This window comes from Rahnella sp. CJA17(1/100), assembly GCF_963881615.1.
Taxonomy (GTDB): Bacteria; Pseudomonadota; Gammaproteobacteria; order Enterobacterales; family Enterobacteriaceae; genus Rahnella; species Rahnella aceris.
In genome coordinates, this window is sequence record NZ_CAWOJA010000044.1 from 388,801 (window position 1) to 405,532 (window position 16,732).

The following is a 16,732-nucleotide window of genomic DNA, read 5'->3' on the forward strand; positions in this document are numbered from 1 at the left end:
TCATTACCTAAACACATCAAGAAGATTTTTGTCGCTGGAATGTAATTCTGTGGCGTTAACCCCTTAATTTAAGAGGGGAAGCAGGAGGGGGTGCGCGGAGAAGCATCAGAACAGACAGAGGGTTACACGTCCCAAGGCCTGCTACTGACACAAAAAAGGGCAACCAAAGTTGCCCTTAAGAAGGTTACAGCAAAGTGATCAGAACCGGCTGTTTGTTGCCTGCGCAAGCATTGAGAGTAATGTCTCGGTGTCTTCCCAACTCAGACATGGGTCGGTAATCGATTTGCCGTAAATCAGAGGTTTGCCGGGAACGATGGGCTGTGTGCCTTCAACCAGGAAACTTTCCGCCATGATGCCCGCAATGGCAGTTGAACCGCTGATGATTTGCTGGCAAATATCTTCTGCTACCTCAAGCTGACGACGGTGCTGTTTCTGGCAGTTGCCATGACTGAAATCGACCACCAGCCGCTGCGGCAAATCGAATTCCGCCAGATTCAGGCAGGCTTGTTCGAGGTCATCCGCATGATAATTCGGTTTTTTACCTCCACGCATAATCACATGGCCGTAAGGGTTGCCGGCGGTACGGTAAATGGTCATCTGACCCTTTTTGTCCGGTGACAGGAACATATGACTGGTGCGCGACGAACGGATAGCATCGATGGCGATGCGGGTATTTCCGTCAGTGCCATTTTTAAAACCAACAGGGCAGGAAAGTGCCGAGGCCATTTCGCGGTGGATCTGACTTTCGGTGGTGCGAGCGCCGATGGCACCCCAGCTGATCAAGTCGGCAATATATTGTCCGATCACCATATCAAGGAATTCGGTCGCTGTCGGGATGCCTAGTTGGTTGACGGTCAGTAATACCTTACGTGCCAGCTCAATACCGTCATTCACACGGCAGGAACCGTTCAGTTCAGGGTCTGAAATCAGGCCTTTCCAGCCGACAACGGTACGTGGCTTTTCAAAGTACGTACGCATGACGATTTCCAGGCGATCCTGATACTTTTCACGCAATACGCTGAGCTTGCCCGCGTAATCAATAGCCGCTTCTATATCGTGGATTGAGCAGGGGCCGACAACGACCAGCAACCGCTGATCTTCACCGCTGATAATCTTTTCAATTCGTTTACGTGATTCCATCACGTGTTGTGCGACCGACGGGGAAATTGGCAGTTTGTCTGCCAGTGCCTGAGGCGTAATCAGGCTGTCGATGCGCGTCGTACGCAGTTCATCTGTTTGTGACATCGTGTTCTCGAAAAATTTGTTTCTTCGCTGCGGCAGGAATACCGGGAAGTGATGCCGATCACAATAACGCAAAACCCGATGAATTCAACCATTGGCGGCAGGATATGCCATCTACATCAGTAAAAGGATTCAGAACATCCGGCGACTCATGCCGAAGCTGTCCATGATCTTCGCCGAAATCTCCTCAACAGAATAATTTGTACTGTTGAGGTAACGGATCTGATTTTTGCGGAATAAGGCTTCTACCTCAGAGACTTCCATCCGGCACTGGCGCAAAGATGCATAGCGGCTGTTTTCAACGCGTTCCTGGCGAATTGCCGTCAGTCGTTCCGGGTCAATCGTCAGGCCAAATAGCTTATGCATATGCGGTTTTAACGCGGCAGGTAACTGGATATTGTCCATATCGTCGGCGGTAAATGGGTAGTTAGCCGCGCGGATACCAAACTGTAATGCCAGATAAAGGCTGGTCGGCGTTTTACCGCAACGCGAGACGCCCAGTAAAATCACCTGCGCCTGATCGAGGTTGCGCAGGGAAATCCCGTCGTCGTGGGCCAGCGTGTAATCAATCGCGGCAATGCGCGCATCGTATTTGCTGATGTTGCTGGCTGTCAGGCCATGCGTCCGGTTGGCAATTGGGGTAGGATCTACGCCCAGCTCATTCTGTAAGGGGGCGACCAGCGACTGAACAATATCCTGACAGAAACCTTCACTGTTTTTAATGATGTCGCGGATGTTGGGTGAAATGATGGAATAAAACACCAGTGGGCGGGCACCGGTTTTCTCAAAAATTTCATTAATTTGCCGGCAGACAGCTTTGGCGCGCTCTTCACTTTCAACAAAGGGGAGTGAATAGGTTGTGGCATTTACCGGAAATTGTGAAAGCACAGCATGGCCTAAAACTTCTGCTGTAATCGCGGTACCGTCCGAAATGTAAAACACGCATCTGTCCACAAACTGCTCCTGAGTTATCGCACTTCATTTATCTTCAACTTATCGCTTATTTAGTAATAACCAGAATTTCAGGAAATAAAAAGCGTATTCGTTCCAGCCAGCAATGTTCTGCTCATTGCTGCGAGACAGTGCGCAAAATGACTGTAATAAATGAAATGGTATTTTAAATTCTCCACGATTTCTCGCAGCTTTTTGATTTGCTTCAGCAGAGCTTCAGCAGCTCTGTTAGCATTAATTTAGTTTCGAAACTAAAGGCAACTTCTCCATGATTCATAAGGAATATTGTTGATTTCCATCGCGTGAGTAATTTTGCTGCTGTGGAATTTTCCTAAACAAAAATAGTTTGATTTGCTGGATCGATTCACCTGTCCATCTCTTATGGATCATTATGCTAATCTCAAAATGACAGCGTTGTTAAATGACAGAAAAAGCGTCGCTGACAATGACTAGACAACCGGTTTGCACGCCTACTGACTTTTACTGTAAATAAATAAGAAAGGATTGTTTCATGGCTCATCTCGATCCCGATTTACGCAATGTTATCTGGTACAACCAACTGGGTATGAAGGACGTTGATAAAGTCGGGGGCAAGAACGCATCCCTCGGGGAAATGATCACCAATTTGTCTGATCTGGGTGTTTCAGTTCCAAATGGTTTTGCAACGACTTCTCAGGCATTCAATGATTTTCTCGATCAGAGCGGTGTCAACCACCGTATTCATGAGTTGCTGGATAAAACGGATGTTGACGATATCGGGCAATTAACTCAGGCGGGCATGCAAATCCGCGAGTGGATCATTGAGACGCCATTCCAGCCTGAACTTGAGAAATCCATCCGCGAGGCCTATCAGCAGCTTTCCGACGGTGAGCCTGATGCGTCATTCGCTGTGCGTTCTTCCGCAACTGCCGAAGACATGCCGGACGCATCATTTGCCGGACAGCAGGAAACCTTCCTGAATGTTCAGGGATTTGATGCTGTACTGACCGCCGTGAAACATGTTTACGCTTCCTTATTTAATGACCGTGCCATTTCTTATCGTGTGCATCAGGGCTACGACCATCGTGGCGTGGCGCTGTCTGCTGGTGTGCAGCGCATGGTGCGTTCTGATCTCGCTTCTGCAGGCGTGATGTTCACCATTGATACCGAGTCGGGTTTTGATCAGGTGGTCTTTATCACCTCAGCTTATGGTCTGGGTGAAATGGTCGTTCAGGGGGCGGTTAACCCTGATGAGTTTTACGTACATAAACCTACGCTGGAAAAGAATAAGCCTTCTATTGTCCGCCGTACGATGGGCTCGAAGAAAATTCGCATGGTATATGCTCCGAGCCAGGAACATGGCAAACAGGTTCAGATTGAAGATGTGCCGGCTGAACAGAGCACCCGTTTCTCCCTGACGGACGACGAAGTGCAGGCACTGGCACGTCAGGCATTATTGATTGAAAAACACTATGGTCGTCCGATGGATATCGAATGGGCGAAAGACGGACATAACGGCAACCTTTATATCGTGCAGGCACGTCCGGAGACAGTTCGTTCAAACGGTCAGGTGATGGAACGCTATCAGCTAAATGGCAGCAGTAAAGTGTTGGTTGAAGGCCGCGCTATCGGCCATCGCATTGGGGCCGGGCCGGTAAAAATCATTCATAATATCAGCGAAATGCACCACGTTAAGGCAGGTGATATTCTGGTAACTGACATGACGGACCCTGACTGGGAGCCGATCATGAAAAAGGCATCGGCGATTGTCACCAACCGCGGCGGGCGTACCTGTCACGCAGCCATCATTGCGCGTGAATTGGGTATTCCTGCGGTAGTCGGTTGTGGTGATGCCACTGAAAAACTGACAGAAAACCAGAAAGTGACGGTTTCCTGTTCTGAAGGCGATACCGGTTACGTCTATCAGGATGAGCTGGACTTCACCGTGCAGAGCTCTGAAATTGATGAGCTGCCAAAATTACCGCTGAAGATCATGATGAATATCGGTAACCCTGACCGCGCATTCGACTTTGCCTGTCTGCCGAATGAAGGTGTCGGGCTGGCGCGTTTAGAATTCATTATTAACCGTATGATTGGTGTTCATCCCAAAGCATTACTGGAGTTTGATCAGCAGCCGGCGGAGTTGCAGGAAACCATCAATAAGATGATCCAGGGCTATGACAGCCCGCGTGAATATTATGTGGCACGTCTGACGGAAGGGATCGCGACGCTCGGCGCTGCATTCTGGCCGAAACGGGTGATTGTGCGTTTGTCCGATTTTAAATCGAACGAATACGCCAATCTGGTCGGCGGCGAAAAATACGAGCCTCACGAAGAAAACCCGATGCTGGGCTTCCGTGGTGCGGGTCGTTATGTCTCTGACAGCTTCCGGGATTGTTTCGCGCTGGAATGTGAGGCCATGAAGCGCGTGCGCAATGATATGGGGCTGACTAACGTTGAAGTGATGATCCCGTTTGTTCGTACCGTGGCACAGGCTGAAGCTGTCGTTAAAGAGCTGGCGAGTCAGGGGCTGAAACGGGGCGAAAATGGCCTGAAAGTGATTATGATGTGTGAAATACCGTCAAATGCATTGCTTGCAGATCAGTTCCTTGAGCACTTCGACGGATTCTCTATTGGGTCTAATGACATGACGCAGCTTGCGCTGGGGCTTGATCGTGATTCCGGCGTGGTTTCTGAACTCTTTGATGAACGAAACGAAGCCGTTAAAGCCCTTTTGTCGATGGCAATCAAAGCCGCTAAGAAGCAGGGGAAATATGTCGGTATTTGCGGGCAGGGGCCATCAGATCATCAGGACTTCGCGCAATGGCTGATGGAAGAAGGAATCGACAGTTTGTCACTCAACCCGGATACCGTTGTCCAGACCTGGTTAGCGTTAGCTGAAAAGTAAATAAATGACTAATGACTGACGCTAAGGCTGTCACTTTCGGGTGGCGGCCTTTTTCTTTTTTACCGGGATGGAAGTTACGGGAATAAAAATAACGGTTAGCGGGTTACGGGATAAATAGAACGGTGAGGAAAAGAAATAAAAAAAAAGCCCGTCATAGCAGACAGGCAAAGACTACACACAGCAATTTGGGATATACCAGCTCAGGGGGAAGCTTGTATATAAATCAGTGGGTTGAAATCCGAACTGTTAATAATACTAAGTTTCTCAAGGTATTTAGTCTGTAAGAATTCTCCTAATAGATATTATTCTCATGCTAATTGATGAGAAGAAGTGTTTTTAGTGTGAGTCATTCAGGAAGGAAGCAGGAATAAAAAAAAGCGCTGCCCGGTTGAATTATCAGGGGCAGCGCCGGTGGTCAGTTAAAACGCAACGAAATTATTCATCCAGCGCTTTTAGTGCTTCTTCAGGTTCCATGTCAGGCTCAGGAGCCTCATTGACCCAAAGCGAAATCAGACGATATGAGACAGCCAGCACGACCGGTCCGATAAACAGGCCAATCATGCCAAAAGCAAATAAACCACCAATAACACCGGACAAGATAAGCAGCATCGGTAAATCCGCACCCATGCGGATCAGAACCGGGCGAAGCACGTTATCCAGGGAACCAACCACGCAACTCCATACCAGCAGAACGGTGCCCCAGGTATTGTCGCCGGACCAGTACAGCCAGATGATGGCCGGTATCAGAACCAGTAACGGACCGATTTGCGCGACGCAGCATACGAACATCACGACGGTCAGCACGGTGGCATAAGGAATGCCAGCGATGGCCAGTCCGATCCCACCCAGTACTGACTGAACAATGGCGGTAACAACGACACCTAACGCCACGGCACGGATTGCCTGACCGGCAAGAATAACGGCTGCATCACCACGTTCTGCTGCCAGTCGCACCGCGAAATGGCGGATACCCATGGCAACATTTTCTCCACGGCTATAAAGCAGGGCACTGAACAATAACATCAGCGCACAGTGGACAATGAAACGGCCCAGATGACCTGCCTGTGTCACAAACCAGGCTGCTGTTTGTCCGACGTAGGGCTGCACTTTGCTCATCAGCGCGTTCCCGCCGCCATTGATCAGGGCATGCCAGCCGTTGTAAAGCTTATTACCCACCAGCGGGATCGCGTTCAGCCACTGAAAATCAGGCATATGTAACGATGAAGGATGGCTTGCAATTTCGACCAGCGGCGCACCATTTTCCACGGCGCTGCTGACCAGCAAGGCGATAGGCAAGACGAATAATAAGATCAACAACAGCGTCATGATAATGACGGCCAGAAAACGGCGTCCCCAGAGAAGGCGCTGGAGCTTGATCATTAATGGCCATGTGGCAATGACTACCATCCCGGCCCAGACAAACCCGAGAATAAAGGGCTGTACAATCCAGATGCTGGCAACGGTCATCAGGGCAATAAATAGCACCCCAAACATAATCTGGGGCAAGTCATAACGTTTAATTGGGAGATTCATTCATGTTTCTCAATGTGATAAACGAAGTAAGGCACAAACCCTGTGCCTCCAAACACTATATTCATAAACAGGGGGCTAAAAATAAGCATGGAACATACGACGGCTTTTGGATAGCCCGCCACATAATTAGTTGCAAGGCGTTGTTGCCGTACGTGCTTTTTGCGGTACGTCATGAAACATCTGCAACAAAGGTGAACCAGACGGAGCGCTTAAAAACGAAGTATGTTAGTTTTTATTCTGGATAAAGAACAGGGTGGATCTGCCCGGCAGATCCGGCAGGTCGCCTCGGGCCCGCCAGGCATACAACAAAGACAGAGTCATAATTCAATGATCCCACAGATTTCTCAGGCACCGGGTGTCATCCAGCTGGTGCTCGATTTTTTGGAAGCATTAAAAAGCAACGGTTTTACGGGTGATGTCACAACAACTTATGCCGACAGGCTGACGATGGCGACGGACAACAGCGTCTATCAGTTGCTGCCGGATGCGGTCTTATTCCCCATCGCGACGTCAGACGTTGCATTGATTGCCCGCCTTGCGGGGCAGGAACGTTTTAAAACACTCGTGTTTACTCCGCGCGGTGGCGGTACCGGTACCAACGGTCAGTCACTGAACCGCGGCATTGTGGTTGATATGTCCCGTCATATGAACCGCATTCTGGATATCAACGTGGAACAAGGGTGGGTCAAGGTCGAAGCCGGGGTGATCAAAGATCAGCTCAATGATTATCTGCGCCCGTTTGGCTTTTTCTTCTCTCCCGAGTTATCAACCAGTAACCGTGCGACGCTGGGGGGCATGATTAACACCGATGCCTCCGGTCAGGGCTCGCTGGTTTACGGCAAAACGTCTGACCACGTTCTCGGTGTCCGTGCGATTGTTCTCGGTGGCGACATGCTGGATACCACCGCTATTCCGACGGCGCTGGCCGATAAGCTGGGTGAAGAGGATTCGGTCATTGGACGAATTTACCGCACCGTGCTGGACAGTTGTCGTGATAACCGCGCGCTGGTGATTGAAAAATTCCCGAAACTTAATCGTTTCCTCACAGGTTACGACCTGCGCCATGTGCTGAGTGACGATCTGCAAACCTTCAACCTGACACGCATTCTAACCGGTTCAGAAGGCTCGCTGGCCTTTATCACCGAGGCGCGTCTGAATATCACGCCGATCCCCAAAGTGCGTCGTCTGGTCAATATCAAATACGACTCTTTTAATTCAGCGTTACGTAATGCGCCTTTTATGGTGGAGGCGAAGGCGCTATCGGTTGAAACCGTCGATTCCAAAGTACTGAATCTGGCGCGAGAAGACATTGTCTGGCACAGCGTTCGTGATTACATCACCGACGTTGAAGGCAAAGACATGCAGGGACTTAACATTGTCGAGTTCGCCGGAGATGATGCTGACCTGATTGAAACTCAGGTCAGTGCGTTGTGCGAACGCCTTGATAGCCTGATAAGTGATAAAGAAGGCGGTGTGATTGGCTACCAGATTTGCGCTGATCTGGCTGGTATCGAGCGTATTTATAATATGCGCAAGAAAGCCGTCGGTCTGCTGGGTAATGCCAAAGGGCAGGCTAAACCGTTGCCGTTTGCGGAGGACACCTGTGTGCCTCCCCAGCATCTGGCGGATTATATTGTCGAATTCCGTGCGCTGCTCGACAGTCATCATCTCAGTTATGGCATGTTCGGGCATGTCGATGCGGGTGTATTGCATGTGCGTCCCGCGCTGGACATGTGTGACCCGCAGCAGGAGATATTGCTCAAACAAATCTCCGATGAAGTCGTAGCCCTGACCGCTAAATATGGTGGTTTACTATGGGGAGAGCACGGAAAGGGTTTCCGTGCAGAATACAGTCCGGCATTCTTTGGCGAAGCACTGTTCCATGAACTGCGCCGGATCAAAACCGTATTCGATCCGGATAACCGCCTGAATCCCGGTAAGATCTGCGCGCCGCTTGAGTGCGATGAACCGATGATGAAAGTCGATGCGCCAAAACGCGGAACCTTGGATCGCCGTATTCCGCTGGAAGTCCGTCAGTCATTCCGCGGTGCGATGGAATGTAACGGTAACGGCCTGTGCTTTAACTTTGATGTGAAAAGCCCGATGTGTCCGTCAATGAAAATTACCGGCAGCCGTATCCACTCGCCAAAAGGTCGCGCGGGTCTGGTTCGCGAATGGTTGCGTTTATTGTCAGAACAAGGTGTAGATCCGCTGGCGCTTGAGAATGCGCTGCCGGAGAAAGGCATGAGTTTCCGCAGCCTGATCGAACGTACGCGTAACACCTGGCATGCTAATAAAGGCGAATATGATTTCTCCCATGAAGTGAAAGAGGCAATGTCCGGCTGTCTGGCCTGCAAAGCCTGCTCGACGCAGTGCCCGATAAAAATTGATGTGCCGGGGTTCCGCTCACGTTTCCTGCAGCTTTATCACACGCGTTATCTGCGCCCGGCACGCGACCATTTTGTTGCGAGCGTTGAAAGCTATGCCCCCCTGATGGCCAAAGCCCCAAAGGTGTTCAACTTCTTCCTCAGGCAACCCTGGTTGCGCGAGATGAGCCGGAAAAGTATCGGCATGGTTGATTTGCCTTTGCTGTCTTCTCCGACACTTCGCGAGCAGTTATCAGGGCATCGCGCCAGTAAGATGACGCTTGAACAACTGGAAGCTATTCCGCCTGCCCGGCGTGGTGAATACGTGCTGGTCGTGCAGGATCCGTTTACCAGTTTTTATGACGCGCAGGTCGTTGCTGATTTTATCCGTCTGATTGAAAAACTGGGCCTTAAACCTGTTCTGTTGCCTTTCTCACCTAATGGCAAAGCGCAGCACATAAAAGGTTTCCTGACCCGCTTTGCCAAAACAGCGAAGAAAACGTCGCTGTTCCTTAACCGTGTATCGCAATTGGGAATGCCTATGGTGGGGGTCGATCCTGCGCTGGTGCTGTGTTATCGCGATGAATATAAAGAAATTCTCGGTGACACACGCGGATCGTTCCAGGTCCAGCTTGTGCATGAATGGCTTGACAGCTGGCTGGCTGAGCGTCCGGCACAACAACAAAGTGGCGAGTCCTGGTATCTGTTCGGACATTGTACGGAAAGCACCGCCTTGCCCAACAGCGGCAAACAGTGGGGCGACATCTTTGCCCGCTACGGGGCGAAGCTGGAAAACGTCAGTGTCGGGTGTTGCGGAATGGCAGGGACGTACGGTCATGAAACCAAGAATCTCGAAAACTCACTGGGAATTTATGAGCTTTCCTGGCATACCTCTTTGCAACGGTTGCCACGCCAGCGCTGTCTGGCAACCGGTTATTCCTGCCGCAGCCAGGTAAAACGAATCGAAGGAAACGGTGTTCGCCATCCGTTACAGGCGCTGCTGGAAATCATCCCCTAACAATAAGGAAGTATTATGTCATTCTGGAAACGGAGTACCACGCTTGAAGCCCTGAATCAGCGCAGTCAAGGATGTATGGTGGGCCATGTGGGGATTGAGTTCACGCAGTTGGGTGAGGATTTCCTCGAAGCGACCATGCCGGTGGATGTACGCACAACACAGCCTTTTGGTTTACTGCACGGCGGCGCATCTGTTGTTCTGGCCGAAACGATGGGATCAATGGCGGGTTATTTATGCTGCGAAGGAAATCAAACTGTAGTGGGCGTGGAAATTAATGCCAGCCATATGCAGTCTGCACGGGAAGGGCATGTGCGCGGTGTTTGCCGCGCATTGCGCACCGGCCGCCGCAGTCAGGTGTGGCAGATTGAGATTTTTGATCAGAAAGGGAATCTGTGCTGCGTATCGCGGCTGACGACCATGGTAATCGAACATTGATACAGGCTGTTAATCAACACTGATCATACAGTCAGAAAGTGGACAGGCGGATGCATGATGAATGTGTCCGCTTTTTTATTTGACTTAGTGAAGGGAAGTAACCTGTTGAAAGCACATCAAAGCTGGAACGGAACGCGTTTGGCAAAGTCAGTTTGAAATGCCGTTGCTTTTTCCCAGATGCCCATCATGGCATAATACTGACAAATGAGTTTTAACGTGTGCCGTGCGAAATGGTAACTCTGAACACGGAAGAGTTCACACCGAACCACGCTGTTGATTTCCAGGATCAGGCGGTTATGTAATTTGCATAACGCATGAAGATAACTGTGGTCATCCCCGTTTTGCAGGCACAGATTGGCCATATCCAGACAGATGCTGTTGAAGCGTTTGAGCTGGCAAAGATGCGCATCCGGGCGTCGTAAGGCGGCATCCGCCATATAAAAATCCACGGTGGCATCGCGGACACTCGATTTATATTCGTCGATCTTGCCTTGCAACCACGCATTTACCGATTGAGTCATTCTCAGTATTCCGGGTTATCTGAATGATAATCATTATCAAATAATGAACATCATATTGGCAAAAAATCGCCGGATCAACGTTTTCATCCGGTTTTTTTATTTTTGTGTAATTAAGCCAGTAAGCAAAAAGAGCTTTAATTCTTCAAATATGGCGAATTCATAAATAGGCATTTCCGATGAATGTTTTATAATAGACACAATGAAAGCTATTAAACCTTACCTTTTATAAGGTTTATTTCAATTTTTAACAAAAAATTGACAATTTATTCAATCAGTTGATGGTCGCGGTGTTCAAGACCCGCCAGTGGCCAGATGTAAAGACGGTGCACATTGAGTGTCTTTCCTCGTGTGTAATCGCTATACCCTCTTAAAACAAGAGGTTGAAGTGATTAATGTTATCACTAGAATAGAGACAATAGGTCTTGTCTATGACCGTAAAATTATGAGGTAAGACAGATGCAAACTGAAACTGTCGGCTCTTTCTCTTTAGACGACAACGTATGGCAAGGCGTTAGCCTGACAGATTCTGCAGCGAAACAGATTAATACTCTGGTGGCTCAGGATCCCGAAGTCAAAGGTCTCCAGCTTTCCGTGAAACAATCGGGCTGTGCTGGCTTTGGCTACGTTTTGGATTTAACCAAACAACCGGCCAGCGATGACCTGGTGTTTGAACATGACGGCGCTTTGCTGTTTGTTCCGCTGAAGGCCATGCCTTTCATCGACGGAACCGAGGTAGATTTTGTCCGCGAAGGACTGAATCAGATATTTAAATTCAATAATCCTAAAGCTCAGCATGCCTGCGGGTGTGGCGAAAGTTTCGGTGTTTAAGACTTTCTGTTTCTAAGATTATTGTAAACAAAGCGATGTAACCAACATGTCACGAAGCAACGTAGAAATTCCAGATGATGTGCAGTCTTGGGTCGGCGAGGGGACGAATTACAAGGAAGGGTTCTTTACCCAGCTGGCAACCGATGAATTAGCATCAGGCATCAACGAAGATGTGGTGCGTGCGATTTCCGCTAAGCGCAACGAGCCTGAGTGGATGCTGGAGTTCCGTCTGCAGGCTTATCATGCCTGGTTGAAAATGGAAGAGCCACACTGGCTGAAGGCGTATTACACGCCTCTGGATTACCAGGATTACAGCTATTATTCCGCGCCATCTTGTGGCAGCTGCGATGATAGCTGTGGCTCACAACCGGGGGCGACGCAGCAATCGGGCGGCGAATCCCTCGGTGTTCCTGCGGGCGAAGCGAATAATTATCTGACCAGCGAAGTTGAAAAGGCTTTCGAACAGCTGGGTGTTCCGGTTCGTGAAGGCAAAGAAGTCGCGGTCGATGCAATCTTCGACTCCGTTTCTGTCTCCACGACTTACCGCGATAAGCTGGCGGAATCGGGCGTGATTTTCTGTTCATTTGGTGAAGCCATTCACGAATATCCTGATCTGGTACGCAAATACCTCGGGACCGTGGTGCCTGCACAGGATAACTTCTTCGCCGCGCTGAATGCCGCCGTTGCTTCTGATGGTACCTTTGTTTACGTGCCAAAAGGCGTGCGTTGCCCGATGGAACTGTCGACGTACTTCCGTATCAATGCAGCGAAAACCGGTCAATTCGAACGTACGATCCTGATTGCTGACGAAGGCAGTTATGTCAGTTACATCGAAGGCTGCTCCGCGCCGGTACGTGATACCTACCAACTGCACGCAGCGGTGGTTGAAGTCATCCTGCACAAAGACGCGGAAGTGAAATATTCCACCGTGCAGAACTGGTTCTCCGGCAGCAAAGACAGCAGCGGCGGTATTCTGAACTTCGTGACTAAACGTGCATTGTGCGAAGGCGCTGGCTCGAAGATGTCCTGGACGCAGTCTGAAACCGGCTCAGCCATCACCTGGAAATACCCAAGCGTTATTCTTAAAGGTGATAACTCAATCGGTGAATTCTTCTCGGTTGCACTGACCAGTGGTAAACAGCAGGCGGATACCGGTACCAAGATGATCCACATTGGTAAAAATACCAAGTCGACCATCATCTCTAAAGGTATTTCTGCCGGTCACAGCCAGAACAGCTATCGCGGTCTGGTGAAGATTCTGCCGAGTGCTGAAAACGCCCGTAACTTTACGCAGTGTGACTCTATGCTGATTGGAGCCGACAGTGCCGCACATACGTTCCCGTATGTTGAAGTGCGTAACAACACGGCTCAGCTGGAACATGAAGCCACGACGTCAAAAATCGGCGATGACCAGTTGTTCTACTGTCTGCAACGTGGTATCAGCGAAGATGATGCTATTTCCATGATTGTTAACGGTTTCTGTAAAGATGTCTTTTCCGAGCTGCCGCTGGAGTTTGCTGTCGAAGCACAGAAACTGCTGGCGATCAGCCTTGAACACAGCGTCGGTTAATTCGCCGTACGTTTTCCCTGCCGTCGCATCATGGTGTGATGTGTGCGACGTGCAGGTGTGAGTTCATCAAAGTCACAGCATAAAACAGAATTATGAGCGCCCAGGCGCAAACTCAAGGATACGTATGTTAAGCATTAAGAATTTGAAGGTCCGTGTCGAAGAAAAGGAAATTCTGAAAGGACTTGATCTGGAGATCAAACCGGGTGAAGTACACGCCATTATGGGCCCGAACGGCTCAGGTAAAAGTACGCTCTCCGCGACACTGGCTGGCCGTGAAGATTACGAAGTCACTGACGGTTCCGTCATCTTCAACGGTAAAGATTTGCTGGAACTCGCGCCGGAAGATCGTGCTGGCGAAGGCGTATTCATGGCTTTCCAGTATCCGGTAGAAATCCCTGGTGTGACCAACCATTTCTTCCTGCAAACAGCAGTGAATGCGGTGCGTAAATACCGCGGGCAGGAGCCGATGGATCGTTTTGACTTCGCAGATTTCATCGAAGAGAAAATCGCGATGCTCAAGATGCCTGCCGATTTGCTCACCCGTTCAGTGAATGTAGGTTTCTCCGGTGGCGAGAAAAAGCGTAACGACATTCTGCAAATGGCAGCGCTTGAACCAAACCTGTGCATCCTTGATGAAACCGACTCCGGTCTGGACATTGATGCGCTGAAGATTGTTTCTGATGGTGTCAACACACTGCGTGACGGCAAACGTTCATTCGTTATTGTCACCCACTACCAGCGTATCCTCGACTACATCAAGCCTGACTACGTGCATGTTCTGTATCAGGGCCGCATTGTTAAATCCGGCGATTTCACCTTGGTTAAACAGTTAGAGGAGCAAGGTTATGGCTGGCTTACCGACGAAGAGTAATGTCCCTGCGGCGGGCAGTTCGCACGCCATGCAGCAACTTTACCGTCTTTTTGAAAGCCGTGGCGGTGAGCAATCCCCCCACGCGCATGCTCACTGGCAACAGGTGCTGCGCCTCGGTTTTCCGCATGCCAAACTGGAAGACTGGAAATACACGCCGGTTTCTTCACTGCTGGGCAATCAGTTCTTTGCTCCTCAGCAGCAGGCGCTGACGGTTGAGAAAATCAAATCCCTTGCGCTGCCACTGGAGTGCTACCGTCTGGTTTTCGTGGATGGCCGTTTTGATGCGAGCCTGAGCGACAGCGATACCGGTGCGTTTGAAATCGAAAAACTGAGCCCTTCCGCGCAACAAACGTTACCGGATCCGATTCAGTCAGAGGTGTTTTTACATTTGACTGAAAGTCTGGCGCAGGATTCTTTCTCTGTGCGTTTGCCTGTAGGCAAGCACGCTGAGAAACCGCTGTATCTGCTCCATCTGAGCAGTGGTCGTGACCAGTCGCGCGAAATGAATACCGTTCATCATCGTTATCACCTGGCGATTGAGAATGGTGCGAATGCAGAAGTTATCGAGCATTATCTGAGTCTGAACGACCAGGGACATTTCACCGGTGCACGTATGACGATAAATGTGGGCGATAATGCAGATTTCACGCATTACAAACTGGCCTTTGAAAGCCAGGCCAGTTTCCACTTCTCGCATAATGATCTGGTCATCGGGCGCGATGCACGTGTTTCCAGCCACAGTTTCCTGCTGGGTGCGGGCCTGACCCGAAATAACACCAGCGCGCAGCTTAACGGCGAAAACAGCAATCTGGATATCAACAGTCTGGTTCTGCCGGTTGATTCTGAGATTGCCGATACCCGGACGTATCTGGAACATAATAAAGGCTATTGCAACAGCAAACAGTTGCACAAAGTGATCGTGAACGATCGCGCTAAAGCGATTTTCAACGGCATGATTAAAGTGGCCCAGCACGCACTGAAAACTGATGGCAAAATGACCAACAACAACTTGTTGCTGGGCAAACACACTGAGGTTGATACCAAACCTCAGCTGGAAATTTATGCCGATGACGTGAAGTGCAGCCACGGTGCGACAGTGGGTCGTATCGACGACGAACAGCTTTTCTATCTGCGTACCCGTGGGATCAGCGGGCAGGATGCTCAGCAAATGATCATCTTCGCTTTTGCTGCCGAACTGACGGAAGCCATTAAGAATGAAACCCTGCGTGAAGTCGTCATTGCCCGTATTGCAGGCAGACTAAATCGAGGTAAGTAATGAGTTTTCCACTGGAAAGAGTACGTAGCGATTTCCCTGTGCTGAGCCGTGAAGTTAACGGCCAGCCGCTGGCCTACCTTGACAGCGCGGCCAGCGCGCAGAAACCGCATCAGGTTATTCAACGAGAAATGTCTTTCTTCGAACAAGGTTATGCTGCGGTTCACCGTGGTATTCACACCATGAGCGCGGAAGCGACTGAGCAGATGGAAAACGTCCGCACTCAGGCCGCCCATTTCATGAATGCCGCATCGGCGGAAGAAATCGTCTTCGTCAAAGGTTCCACGGAAGCCATTAACCTGGTCGCTAATACCTGGGGACGTGAGTTTTTACACGCCGGCGACCACATTATTCTGACTGAAATGGAACACCACGCGAACATCGTGCCATGGCAGATGCTGGCGAAAGAACGTGATCTTCAGATCGATGTCTGGCACCTGACACCCGAAGGTGAGCTGGATTTGTCACAGCTTGAATCGCTGATCACGCCACGTACAAAATTGCTGACGCTGGCGCATGTTTCCAATGTATTGGGCACTGTTAACCCGATCGAAAAAATCATCCCTCAGGCGAAAGCTGCTGGTCTGACCGTTCTGGTTGATGGTGCGCAGGCGGTCATGCATCATGCGGTTGACGTGCAGGCGCTGGGCTGTGATTTCTATGTCTGGTCCGGACATAAACTTTACGGGCCGACCGGTATTGGTATTCTGTACGGCCGCAAGGCGTTGCTGGATCAGATGCCTCCGTGGGAAGGTGGCGGCTCAATGATCAAACATGTCAGTCTGACCGAAGGCACGACATTCGCGGCGGCGCCGTGGCGGTTTGAAGCGGGCACACCCAACACCGGCGGAATTATGGGGCTGGGTGCGGCAATGGAATACGTGACTGAGCTGGGTCTGGAAAATATCCATGCTTATGAACAGGAACTGATGAACTATGCGCTCAACGCGATGGCGCAGGTGCCTGATATTCAGATCTACGGCCCGGCCACCCGAGCTGGGGTTATTGCGTTCAATCTCGGCAAACACCATGCGTACGACGTAGGCAGTTTCCTTGACCAATACGGTATTGCCATCCGCACCGGTCACCACTGTGCGATGCCATTAATGTCCTTCTACGGTGTTCCGGCTATGTGCCGTGCGTCGCTTGCGATGTACAATACACGTGAAGAAGTCGACCGTTTGGTCGCTGGACTGCAACGTATTCACCGGTTGTTGGGTTAATCCTGACAGCCCAG

Annotated in this window: 12 protein-coding genes and 1 other RNA gene; 8 read left to right on the forward strand and 5 right to left on the reverse strand. The window is 50.2% G+C overall.

Annotated features, from left to right (window positions below):
* Positions 1–198: 198 nt before the first annotated feature.
* Positions 199–1,245 (reverse strand): 3-deoxy-7-phosphoheptulonate synthase, encoded by a 1,047-nt coding sequence (locus AACU55_RS18720; RefSeq protein WP_037035279.1) that lies wholly within the window; start codon positions 1,243–1,245, stop codon positions 199–201.
* Positions 1,246–1,374: 129 nt separating this feature from the next.
* Positions 1,375–2,196 (reverse strand): posphoenolpyruvate synthetase regulatory kinase/phosphorylase PpsR, encoded by an 822-nt coding sequence (gene ppsR, locus AACU55_RS18725; RefSeq protein WP_013576108.1) that lies wholly within the window; start codon positions 2,194–2,196, stop codon positions 1,375–1,377.
* Between the two features lie 508 nt (positions 2,197–2,704).
* On the opposite strand from ppsR, the gene ppsA reads away from it, so the two are divergent.
* Positions 2,705–5,080: a phosphoenolpyruvate synthase gene (gene ppsA / locus AACU55_RS18730; RefSeq protein WP_112152175.1), complete on the forward strand. Its 2,376-nt coding sequence runs from the start codon at positions 2,705–2,707 to the stop codon at positions 5,078–5,080.
* A 136-nt stretch (positions 5,081–5,216) separates the two neighbouring features.
* Here the strand turns inward: ppsA and rprA are convergent.
* Both rprA and ydiK read right to left on the reverse strand, forming a co-directional pair.
* Positions 5,217–5,327, reverse strand: an RNA gene (rprA, locus tag AACU55_RS18735) — antisense sRNA RprA.
* A 188-nt stretch (positions 5,328–5,515) separates the two neighbouring features.
* On the reverse strand, positions 5,516–6,613 hold the full coding sequence (gene ydiK, locus AACU55_RS18740; protein WP_013576106.1) for an AI-2E family transporter YdiK: 1,098 nt from the start codon (positions 6,611–6,613) through the stop codon (positions 5,516–5,518).
* Positions 6,614–6,940: 327 nt separating this feature from the next.
* Between ydiK and ydiJ the strand changes: the two genes are divergently transcribed.
* Positions 6,941–9,997 (forward strand): D-2-hydroxyglutarate dehydrogenase YdiJ, encoded by a 3,057-nt coding sequence (gene ydiJ / locus AACU55_RS18745; RefSeq protein WP_134705909.1) that lies wholly within the window; start codon positions 6,941–6,943, stop codon positions 9,995–9,997.
* 15 nt (positions 9,998–10,012) lie between these two features.
* On the forward strand, positions 10,013–10,432 hold the full coding sequence (locus AACU55_RS18750; protein WP_013576103.1) for a hotdog fold thioesterase: 420 nt from the start codon (positions 10,013–10,015) through the stop codon (positions 10,430–10,432).
* 116 nt (positions 10,433–10,548) lie between these two features.
* Here the strand turns inward: AACU55_RS18750 and AACU55_RS18755 are convergent, their stop codons facing one another.
* The gene (locus tag AACU55_RS18755; protein WP_013576102.1) at positions 10,549–10,953 is read right to left on the reverse strand and encodes a hypothetical protein; all 405 of its coding nucleotides are present in this window, start codon (positions 10,951–10,953) and stop codon (positions 10,549–10,551) included.
* A gap of 456 nt (positions 10,954–11,409) precedes the next feature.
* On the opposite strand from AACU55_RS18755, the gene sufA reads away from it, so the two are divergent.
* The 5 genes from sufA (at position 11,410) to sufS (ending at position 16,718) form a co-directional block, all read left to right on the forward strand.
* Positions 11,410–11,781 carry a Fe-S cluster assembly scaffold SufA gene (gene sufA / locus AACU55_RS18760; RefSeq protein WP_013576101.1) on the forward strand — a complete coding sequence of 124 codons (372 nt, stop codon included), beginning with the start codon at positions 11,410–11,412 and terminating at the stop codon, positions 11,779–11,781.
* 46 nt (positions 11,782–11,827) lie between these two features.
* On the forward strand, positions 11,828–13,351 hold the full coding sequence (gene sufB, locus AACU55_RS18765; protein WP_112152176.1) for a Fe-S cluster assembly protein SufB: 1,524 nt from the start codon (positions 11,828–11,830) through the stop codon (positions 13,349–13,351).
* Positions 13,352–13,475: 124 nt separating this feature from the next.
* Positions 13,476–14,222, forward strand: a complete 747-nt coding sequence (gene sufC, locus AACU55_RS18770; RefSeq protein ID WP_013576099.1) for a Fe-S cluster assembly ATPase SufC — start codon at positions 13,476–13,478, stop codon at positions 14,220–14,222.
* Positions 14,197–15,498, forward strand: a complete 1,302-nt coding sequence (sufD, locus tag AACU55_RS18775) for a Fe-S cluster assembly protein SufD (protein WP_013576098.1) — start codon at positions 14,197–14,199, stop codon at positions 15,496–15,498. The genes sufC and sufD overlap by 26 nt, the downstream gene beginning before the upstream one ends.
* The gene (gene sufS, locus AACU55_RS18780; protein ID WP_134705910.1) at positions 15,498–16,718 is read left to right on the forward strand and encodes a cysteine desulfurase SufS; all 1,221 of its coding nucleotides are present in this window, start codon (positions 15,498–15,500) and stop codon (positions 16,716–16,718) included. The genes sufD and sufS overlap by 1 nt, the downstream gene beginning before the upstream one ends.
* The last annotated feature ends 14 nt before the right edge of the window (positions 16,719–16,732 follow it).

Excerpts from the sequence above, each read along its gene's own strand:
- AACU55_RS18720 (WP_037035279.1), bottom strand. The coding sequence starts at position 1,245 with ATGTCACAAACAGATGAACTGCGTACGACGCGCATCGACAGCCTGATT.
- ppsA (WP_112152175.1), top strand. The coding sequence starts at position 2,705 with ATGGCTCATCTCGATCCCGATTTACGCAATGTTATCTGGTACAACCAA.
- ydiK (WP_013576106.1), bottom strand. The coding sequence starts at position 6,613 with ATGAATCTCCCAATTAAACGTTATGACTTGCCCCAGATTATGTTTGGG.
- ydiJ (WP_134705909.1), top strand. The coding sequence starts at position 6,941 with ATGATCCCACAGATTTCTCAGGCACCGGGTGTCATCCAGCTGGTGCTC.
- AACU55_RS18750 (WP_013576103.1), top strand. The coding sequence starts at position 10,013 with ATGTCATTCTGGAAACGGAGTACCACGCTTGAAGCCCTGAATCAGCGC.
- AACU55_RS18755 (WP_013576102.1), bottom strand. The coding sequence starts at position 10,953 with ATGACTCAATCGGTAAATGCGTGGTTGCAAGGCAAGATCGACGAATAT.
- sufA (WP_013576101.1), top strand. The coding sequence starts at position 11,410 with ATGCAAACTGAAACTGTCGGCTCTTTCTCTTTAGACGACAACGTATGG.
- sufB (WP_112152176.1), top strand. The coding sequence starts at position 11,828 with ATGTCACGAAGCAACGTAGAAATTCCAGATGATGTGCAGTCTTGGGTC.
- sufC (WP_013576099.1), top strand. The coding sequence starts at position 13,476 with ATGTTAAGCATTAAGAATTTGAAGGTCCGTGTCGAAGAAAAGGAAATT.
- sufD (WP_013576098.1), top strand. The coding sequence starts at position 14,197 with ATGGCTGGCTTACCGACGAAGAGTAATGTCCCTGCGGCGGGCAGTTCG.
- sufS (WP_134705910.1), top strand. The coding sequence starts at position 15,498 with ATGAGTTTTCCACTGGAAAGAGTACGTAGCGATTTCCCTGTGCTGAGC.